We start from the raw sequence: 2593 nt of genomic DNA, 5'->3' as shown, positions 1-2593 counted from the left end.
TCCCGACTCCCGACTCCCGACTCCCGACTCCCGACTCCCGACTCCCGACTCCCGACTCCCGATTCCCGATTCCCGATTCCCAGCCCTTGAGCCATACCGTACCGTCTGGTACGTTCGCCACGTTCTCCCCCGAACCACGGATGCATGGCAGTTGCCGCTGGGCTATCCCGGCCCGGCTTTGCGTGGGAGAACACGATGGACAAGCGTTGGATGGGCGGTCTTGCCGCCATGGCGTTGTTGCTGTCGTCGGCGTCGGCTCTGGCCGGTGCCTTCAGCAAGACCTACGAACGGATTCCGGGTTGGGACGGCGCGCAGATGGGCGCCCTGGTGCTGGTGCCGCAAGGGCAGGGTAGAGGGCCATTTCCGCTGATCGTGATGCCGGCCAGCTGGTCGCTGCCGAATCTAGAATATCTCGGGCGCGCCACCCAGTTGGCCAGCGATGGCTATGTGGTGGTCAGCTACACCTCGCGCGGGTTCTGGGATTCGGCCGGGCAGATCGACATCGCCGGGCCGGATACCGTGGAAGACGTCAGCGCGGTGATCGACTGGGCGCTGGCGCATACGCCGGCCAATCCCGATGCGATTGGCGCCTCAGGCATTTCCTATGGTGCGGGCATCAGCCTGCTGGCGGCCGAGCGCGACCCGCGCATCAAGGCGGTGGCCGCGCTCAGCGGGTGGGCGGATCTGGAAGCTTCGCTTTACTCAAATCGCACGGTGAGCCAGCAGGGCGTGGGCCTGCTGGTAGGGGCAGGCGCGCTCACCGGCCGGCCGGGGCCGGACTTGGCCAAGATCGGCGCCAGGGTGGCGGCTGGCGATTACGACGGCGCGGTGCAGGGCTTCCTGCCGCAGGCCGCATCGCGCAGCCCGGCGGGCGATGTGGCGGCGCTCAATGCGCGCGGCACCGCGGTGCTGCTGGGCAATGCCTTCAACGACGGCCTGTTTCCGCCCAACCAAACCATCGCGTTCTATAACCAGCTGCGCGGCCCCAAACAATTGCTGTTGAGCCAAGGCGACCATGCCACCGCCGAATTGCCGGGCGCGCTCGGGCTGCCCAACGCGGTGTACACGGCGACCACGCGCTGGTTCGACCGCCACCTCAAGCAGCTGCGCAATGGTGTGGACGATGAAGCGCCGGTGCGGCTGTCGCTGCGCGCCGGGCAATGGCTGGACTACCCAGACTGGGCGGCGGTGCAACAGGGCGCCACGCGGTTCGGGCTCTCCGCGCCGGGCGGTCTGCTCAGCCCCACGGGCGGCTTGATCAACGGCACAGCCAGCGGCTGGCAGTCGCGCATTGGTACCGACGTGCCGACGCTCGCCGAGTCTGGCGTGGTGCTGGCCAGTGGGCTGTTGCAGGGAATCGGCTTGCCAGTGACCACTTCCATCCCGCTGGTGAACCGGGCCGGTGCGGCGGTGTGGGTGGGTGCACCGTCGAGCGGAGTGCGCCGCCTGGCCGGCAGTCCATCGTTGCGGGTCACCGTGGTGCCCAGCCAGACGCAGGTGAGCCTGTTCGCCTATCTGTACCGCATGGATGCGCTGGGCGTTGCGCAGCTGCTGACCCACGCGCCGTATTCGCTGCGCGGCGCAACGCCCGGCACGCCGGTGACGCTGGACTGGGCGCTGCAGGCGGCCGCAGCAGAGATCCCGGCCGGGCAGCGCCTGGTGTTGGTGGTCGACACGCGCGATGCGCGCTACACCGATGCCAGCGACGGTGGCGGCACGCTGACCTTTACATCGCCGGCAGCGACGCCATCGGTGTTGAATGTGCCGCTGCGATGAGCTTGTATTTTTGATACTGAAGAGGCTCGGTGGCAGAAGGCTGCCGAGAGCCGTCGGATGGGAGCGTGCTTGGGCGTGTGGGCAGGACTTCAGTGCGAAGTGCAGCTTCGCGTGCATAAGACGATAAGCCGGCCGACGGCTGTCGATTGATCGGTGCCTTGGATTGCGGATGATTGTGTCGGGGTGCATGCATGTGCTCGTAACTGATGCTGTCTTCGCACATGCGGTGTTTTGCTTTTCAGTGTGTCTCATCCCTTCGTCTGCGTTGGTTGCACGGCGCTAACTGGGGTGACGTTGCAGGGTCCTTGCCCGCTCACCATCGCGGGACACGCCGCAAGTACGTCCTTATAGGCTCTTTGGCGGCATCCATGCCGCCAAAGGTCCCGCGACGGTGAGCGGGCAAGGACCGGTCGAGGATGTCGGTGTGCCGGGGTGCAAACAAAAAAGCAGGGCGGTGTGATCCAGACAATGGCTTTTGCAACATGACTTCTGTTTCGAACGGCGCCGCATCGGTGGCTCGGGGGCACCCTGTAGGTCTAGGTTGGTGGCCATATGCATGCGTGCGGTGGAGCTGTCCTAAATGATCTGAAGGACATGATTGGATGTGGAGTTCATCAAGCCGCGGCGGTGGTTGTCTGAGTTCGACGCGTCGCCTGCGCTATCGAATGCGAATCTCGTGTTCCTGATCTGCATGCGAGTGATTGATCAATAAGCGCTGCAGCTCGAACACAACCTGCTTTGCTGTTGTGAGTGCACTGACGGTCTAAGAACCTGTTCACGATCTTCTGAGTAATAGGGCCAAGAAGGCCAAATGGAT

At 64.7% G+C, this 2593-nt stretch carries 1 protein-coding gene; it reads left to right on the top strand.

Annotated features, from left to right (window positions below):
- The first annotated feature begins 195 nt into the window (after window positions 1–195).
- Complete coding sequence (locus QRM89_RS11440) at window positions 196–1776, top strand: CocE/NonD family hydrolase (protein ID WP_285448066.1); 1581 nt, start codon at window positions 196–198, stop codon at window positions 1774–1776.
- Window positions 1777–2593 lie beyond the last annotated feature (817 nt).

Source organism: Xanthomonas sp. LMC-A-07 (assembly GCF_030208825.1).
Classification (GTDB): domain Bacteria; phylum Pseudomonadota; class Gammaproteobacteria; order Xanthomonadales; family Xanthomonadaceae; genus Xanthomonas; species Xanthomonas campestris.
Note: the sequence above shows the minus strand (reverse complement) of the source record. Positions and strands in the feature narration are given on the sequence as shown.

What these genes read in the sequence shown, in the direction of transcription:
- QRM89_RS11440 (WP_285448066.1), top strand. Translation starts at nt 196, where the DNA reads ATGGACAAGCGTTGGATGGGCGGTCTTGCCGCCATGGCGTTGTTGCTG.